Source organism: Actinomadura sp. GC306, from assembly GCF_004348665.1.
In the GTDB taxonomy this organism is placed as follows: Bacteria; Actinomycetota; Actinomycetes; order Streptosporangiales; family Streptosporangiaceae; genus Spirillospora.
Genome location: NZ_SMKM01000356.1, coordinates 1 through 5,844, shown reverse-complemented (window position 1 = coordinate 5,844; position 5,844 = coordinate 1). Strand labels below are relative to the sequence as shown.

7 protein-coding genes are annotated in these 5,844 nt (G+C 72.7%); 3 read left to right on the top strand and 4 right to left on the bottom strand.

The window, feature by feature from the left end; genetic code table 11:
* The 3 genes from E1200_RS30500 to E1200_RS30490 form a co-directional block, all read right to left on the bottom strand.
* Positions 1 to 767, bottom strand: a 767-nt coding sequence (locus E1200_RS30500; RefSeq protein ID WP_131955629.1) for a polysaccharide deacetylase family protein, incomplete at its 3' end; no start/stop codon positions are given.
* Positions 768 to 977: 210 nt separating this feature from the next.
* Positions 978 to 1,850, bottom strand: a complete 873-nt coding sequence (locus tag E1200_RS30495; RefSeq protein ID WP_131955627.1) for a crotonase/enoyl-CoA hydratase family protein — start codon at positions 1,848 to 1,850, stop codon at positions 978 to 980.
* Positions 1,851 to 1,960: 110 nt separating this feature from the next.
* Complete coding sequence (locus tag E1200_RS30490; RefSeq protein WP_243708965.1) at positions 1,961 to 2,320, bottom strand: hypothetical protein; 360 nt, start codon at positions 2,318 to 2,320, stop codon at positions 1,961 to 1,963.
* Positions 2,321 to 2,359: 39 nt separating this feature from the next.
* Between E1200_RS30490 and E1200_RS30485 the strand changes: the two genes are divergently transcribed.
* From E1200_RS30485 to E1200_RS30475, 3 genes are all read left to right on the top strand, one after another.
* Positions 2,360 to 3,154 (top strand): class I SAM-dependent methyltransferase, encoded by a 795-nt coding sequence (locus E1200_RS30485; RefSeq protein ID WP_243708963.1) that lies wholly within the window; start codon positions 2,360 to 2,362, stop codon positions 3,152 to 3,154.
* Between the two features lie 35 nt (positions 3,155 to 3,189).
* A complete protein-coding gene (locus E1200_RS30480) occupies positions 3,190 to 3,900 on the top strand; it encodes a hypothetical protein (protein ID WP_131955623.1) in 711 nt (236 codons plus the stop codon).
* Between the two features lie 202 nt (positions 3,901 to 4,102).
* Complete coding sequence (locus E1200_RS30475) at positions 4,103 to 5,236, top strand: alpha/beta fold hydrolase (protein WP_131955621.1); 1,134 nt, start codon at positions 4,103 to 4,105, stop codon at positions 5,234 to 5,236.
* Here the strand turns inward: E1200_RS30475 and E1200_RS30470 are convergent.
* On the bottom strand, positions 5,233 to 5,844 hold a 612-nt coding region (locus tag E1200_RS30470), incomplete at its 5' end, for a zinc-binding dehydrogenase (RefSeq protein WP_131955619.1). The two genes, E1200_RS30475 and E1200_RS30470, sit on opposite strands and share 4 nt — an antisense overlap.

The following is a 5,844-nucleotide window of genomic DNA, read 5'->3' as shown; positions in this document are numbered from 1 at the left end:
CCGGTGACCTGTTCCGCCTCCTCCTCGCGTGCGTTGTAGGTCTCTCCCGGGACGAGCTTCTCGCCCTGGAACATTTCCGTCACCGTGACGAGGGTGAAGCCTCGCTTCTTCAGCCCGTCGATCACCGTCGGGATGGAGTCGACGGTCGGCTTGTGGATGTCGTGGTACAGGACGATGTCACCGTGGACGGGCTTGGTCGTCCCCAGCTTGGTGTTGCGGGCGACGCTGCGGTGCCGCCAGTCCATGGTGTCGACGCTCCAGAGGATCTGCGGCATCCCCACCGCGCGTCCCACCTGGTCGTCGGTCGCACCGTACGGCGGTCGCATCAGCGTGGGCTCGACGCCCGCCGCGGCCTTCACGGCCTGCTGCGTCCGCTCGATCTGCGACCGCACGCCCGCGTCCGACAGCGTCGTGAGGTCCTTGTGCGACCAGGTGTGGTTGGCGACCTCATGGCCCTCCAGGACCATCCGCCGCACGAGGTCCGGATGCTCCTGGACCATCGTGCCGAGCATGAAGAACGTGGCGCGGACGCCCGCCGCCTTCAGGGTGTCGAGCAGCCGCCCGGTGTGCTCGCCCGGCCCGTCGTCGAACGTCAGCGAGACGCACTCGACCCGGTCGCAGTCGATGTTCCTGGGCGGCGGCGGGCTCGGTGACGGGCTCGGCGAGGGCCGCGTCCCATGGCGCGGATCGCCGGACGCGGCGCCGCGGTCCGCCGCCGTCCGCGCGCGCTTCTCCTCACCGCCCGCGCACGCGCCGACGGACAGCACCAGACCACCTGCGATAAGGACATGCCAGATACGCCCCACGATTCCCCCGAACGTGTTGCCTCGGGCGGGTTCTTACCCTCGGTACACGCGACACACGGGAGACGATGGTGCGGAATATGAAGATCATCCTTGACCGGATGATCACTCATGACCATCATGCAGCACCGCCCGAGCCCCGGACGCGCCGGGGTCGGGCGGTTTCACGCCCGGTCAGCGCACCGGCCAGTCCGGGACCTCGGGCGGCAGGTCCTTGCTGACGCGCATCGGGAACGCCGCGTCCCGCTTCTCCAGGAAGGACGACACGCCCTCGATCGCGTCGGCGCCGCCGCCGAGCGCGGCCATGAGGCGCGAGTCGGCGGCGTGCGCATCCCAGGGGGACGGGGCCGACAGCCCCGACCACATGAGGCGGCGGATGGTCGCGACGGAGACCGCCGAGGTGTTGCCGGCGATCTCCCTGGCCAGCTCGTAGGCGGCGGGCAGCAGCTCGTCCGGCGGGAGGACGCGCGACACCAGCCGGCCGTCCAGCGCCTCCTGGGCGCCGAAGACCCGGCCGGTCGCGGCCCACTCCATGGCCTGCGCGATGCCGACGAGCCGCGGCAGGAACCAGCTCGACGCCGCCTCGGTGACGATGCCGCGCCGCGCGAACACGAACCCGAACCTGGCCTTCTCGCTGGCGAGCCGGACGTCCATCGGAAGCGTCATCGTGACGCCGACGCCGACCGCCGCGCCGTTGAACGCGCCGATGACCGGCTTGAGGCAGGCGGCGATGCGGAGCGCGACCATGCCGCCGCCGTCGCGCGGGGTGCCGTCGTCCAGCCGGTCGACCTTCCCGGGGAGCAGGCCCTCGGCCTTGTCCTTGTCGAAGGTGTCGCCGCCGCCGCTCAGGTCGGCGCCCGCGCAGAACGCGCGCCCCGCGCCGGTCACCACCACCGCGCGGACGTCGTCGTCGGCGTCGATCCTGTCGAAGACGTCGAGCAGCTCGTCGCGCATGGTGAACGTGAACGCGTTCATCTTGTGCGGCCGGTTCAGCGTGACCGTCGCGATCCCGTCGCGAACCTCGTACTCGATCTCTGTGTACGGCACCTGCGATCCCTTCTGCGGCCTGCTGGACAGAATCCGATTCTAGGAACAGGCCCGCCGGTCAGGTACGCGCCTCCGGGAAGCCGGTCAGGTGCGGGCCTCCGGGAAGCCGGTCAGGTGCGGGCCTCCGGGAACAGGCGCAGCAGGACGTCCCGGTGCCAGCCCTCGGCGGCGTGGCCGGGCGGCGGCCCGGGGGTCAGCACGCCGTCGCCCGCGGGTGTGAGACTGATCTCAACTTCAGCGCCCAGCGTGACCCGCTCCGGGACCTGCGCGGACGCCGCCAAGCGCCGCGCCAGGGCCGCCAGGACACGCGCCCAGCCCTGGCCCAGATAGGGCGGAAGCCCGGCCACGCAGAGCTCCGGGAGGTCTCCGGCGGCCAGACCCGACGTGCGCAGCGTGAGGCCGTCCGGCCCCTCGGAACCGATGATCCGCACCTCGGACGAGACGTCCGCCATCTCAAACGCCGCCTCCACCTCGGGTTTGTCCGATAAATTATGACAGTGAATTGGGCCGTGACGACGTACGACTCCGCTTTCGGGTACGTCTCCGCGCACGGCGCGCCCCTGGTCGACCTGCTCGATCCGCAGCCCGGCGAACGGATCATCGATCTCGGGTGCGGGACGGGGACGTTCAGCGCGGAGATCGCAGAGCGTGGCGCCGAGGTGCTGGGCATCGACGGCAGCCCCGAGATGGTCGCGCAAGCCGCCGCCTCCTACCCGGGCCTCTCGTTCATCGTCGGCGACGCCCACGACTTCACCGTCGGGGAGTCGTTCGACGCGGTCGCCTCCAACGCGGCGCTGCACTGGATGAACCGCGACCCCGACGCCGTGATCGGCCGCGTGTACGCGGCGCTGCGCCCCGGCGGAAGGTTCGTCGGCGAGCTGGGCGGCGCGGGCAACTGCGCCGAGCTGATCGTCGCGATGCAGACCGCGTGGCGCGTGTTCGGCCTCGGCGAGCCCGAGCTGCCCTGGTACTTCCCGACGCCCGCCGAGTACGCGGGCAGACTGGAGGAGGCCGGGTTCACGCTGCGGCTGCTGGAGCACGCCGACCGCCCGACCCGGATGACCGAGGGGCCCGGCGGCGCCGCCGACTGGGTCCGCATCTACGCGGCCCGCGCCCTCGCCGAGGTCCCGCCGGAGATCGTCGAGCCGCTGCTCAAGCGGGTCAACGACCTGGCCGCGCCGGCGCTGCGCCGCGAGTCCGGCTGGGTCGCCGACTACGTGCGGCTGCGGTTCGCGGCCGTCCGCAAGGCCGACAGCGCCACCCCGCTGCCCTTCGGGCCGTTCGCCGCCGCGCCGCAGCTGTGAGCCGGCCCTCGGGGGCGGGCGTCTAGGGTTGAGGCATGCTCCGGTTGTACGACCACCGCACCGGGCGGGCCGAGCCGCTGCCCGGTGGGCCCGGCCTGCGCGTACAGCTCGCAGCGGCCGAGGGGCGGCGCGTCCTGGTCGTCACGGACCTGCTGCGCCGTGTCGCGCAGCGTGCCGGCAAGCGCGTCCGGGTCGCGAGCACCGCGCCCCTTCCCGGTGACTGCTCGGACTACAACGTCGCGGCCTTCGAGGTGCTGGACGCGCCGATGCCGAACGCGGACGTCCACGTCTTCAGCGGCCCCGGCGGCTCCGACCCCGGCCGCTCCGGCCCCGGCTCCGGCCCCGGCGGCTCCGGCGCGGAGGGGCTCGTCGTGACCGTGCCGCCCGAGACCGGGGACTGGGCGTCGGCGGACCCGCTGGCCGTGCGGCTGGCGATGCTGGAGGTCCCGTACCGGGAGCCGCTGGACCTGTCCGGGGAGGCCGTGGCGGATGCCACCGAACGCCTGGACGGGTGGCGCGCCGCCGTCGCGGAGTGGGCCACCGCCCCGGGCCGCCCGATGAGCCGCGAGCACGCCGCGGAAGCGGAGACCGCGCTGGCCGACGACCTCGGCAGCCCCGGCGCGCTCGCCGTCCTCGACCGGCTCGCCTACGACGCGGACATACCGCCCGGCGCGAAGCTGGAGACGTTCATCCACCTCGACATGCTGCTGGCGGTCGGGCTCGTCTCCGCGATCGGCGGCACCTGACCGGCCGCCGGCGGGCTGCCGGCTGGCTGCTGAGCGGCCGCCGGCCGACTGCGCCGATGGCACCTTTCCGGCAGATTAACCGCACGGATTGACATATTGCGCGGTGACCCGGGGGTTCGCGACGCTCGCCCCGGGAGGGTTAACTTCTCATGCCGTGTCAGATTCGCCGTCAGAAACTTCCGCCCCGGCCCCTGCGGCGCCCGTGCCGCCGAGGCCCGGACGGCCGCGCCGCCGGCTCCGCGCGCTGATGGCGGCGGCCACCGCGATCACCGTGCTGCTCGGCGCGGTCGTGGGCGGAATCGGCTGGTACTTCGCCGGCGTCGCCATCGAGGTCGAGCGCACGGCCGAGTACCCCCTGGTCGTCCTGGACGCCGGGAACGACACGGTCACCCTTCCCCGGACCGCGACGACCGAGCGCGCGGGCGTCTGGGCGCTGGCCTGGGCGGGCGGACGCGCGCTGCTCGGCCCTGTCGTCGGCGGGGACGAGCGGCGGGTCGTGCGGGAGGTCACCTCCGTCCTCGACGGCACTCTGGCGAAGGGCACCGCCGCGGCCATCGACCACTGGATGTACGACGGCGACCCGGAGAAGGCCCTCGGGCTGCCGTTCCAGGACATCACGTATCCCTCCAGGGTCGGCCCCATGCCCGCGTGGCTGCTGCCGGGGAAGACGCCTGAGAGCACATGGGTCATCGGCGTCCATGGGCGGAACTCCGACAAGGCGGAGACGTTCCGCGTGATGCGCACCGTCCACAAGGCCGGCCTACCGATGATGGCGATCGCCTACAGGAACGACGTGGGGGCGCCCTCGTCCAGGGACGGAAAGAACCATCTCGGCAACACCGAATGGCAGGACGTCGTCTCCGCCATGGGCTACGCACGCGCGCATGGGGCGACGGGCGTCGTCCTGTACGGGTGGTCCATGGGCGGGGCCATGGCGATGACCACCCTGCGCAGGGATTCGTCGTTCGTGCGCGGGATCGTGCTCGACTCCCCCGTGCTCGACTGGAGCGCCACCCTGGACAAGCAGGGCGACGCCCGCAACCTGCCCGCACCCCTCATCGGCGTTGCGAAACGCGTCCTGGAGTGGCGCATCGGCATAGACCTGGCCGACTTCGACCACCGCCGGTACGCGCCGGACCTGCGGACGCCCGTCCTGCTCTTCACCGCCGCCGACGACACCATCGTCGCCAACGGCCCCGCCCACACCTTCGCCGCGACCGCCCCGCCCGGCATGGTCACCCACATCGCCACCCCGGGCGACCACACCGAGTCGTGGAACGTCGACCCCGCCGTCTACGAGCGCGCGCTCGCCGCGTTCCTGGAGAAGGTGCGTTAGCGGCGCCGGACCTCCAGCAGCGTCTTCCCGACGGTCGCCCGCGACTCGATCGCCGCATGCGCGTCCGCCGCGCGCTCAAGGGGGAACCGCTGCCCGATCAACGGCCGCAGACCGCTCGTCAGCGCCGTACGAGTGAACTCGCGCAATTCCTCTGGCGTCGCCTCCGCCCGGACGAGGGTCACCCCACGCGCCGCCGCCTCGTCCTCCGGAATGTTCGCCCACTCACCGCTCGCCAGGCCGAAACTGACCATGCGCCCACCTTCGCCGAGCAAGGTGAAGGCTTCGCGCGCCACGTCACCGCCGACACCGTCGAGGACGACGTCCACCTTGCCCGCCTTCTGCGTCCAGCCTGGTTCGCTGTAGTCGACGGCCTCGTCCGCCCCCTGCCGCAACGCCACGTTTACCTTGCGCGGGCCCCCGGCGGCCGCCACGACCGTCGCCCCGGCCGTCTTCGCCAGTTGGACGAGCAGCGTCCCGACCCCGCCCGCCGCCGCTTCGACGAGCACCCGCTCGCCCGGCCTCGGCTCCACGGCCTGCAGCATCATCACCGCCGTGCGCCCGTCCGCCAGCAGCGCCACCGCCTCGTCCAGCGGCAGGTCGTCGGGGAC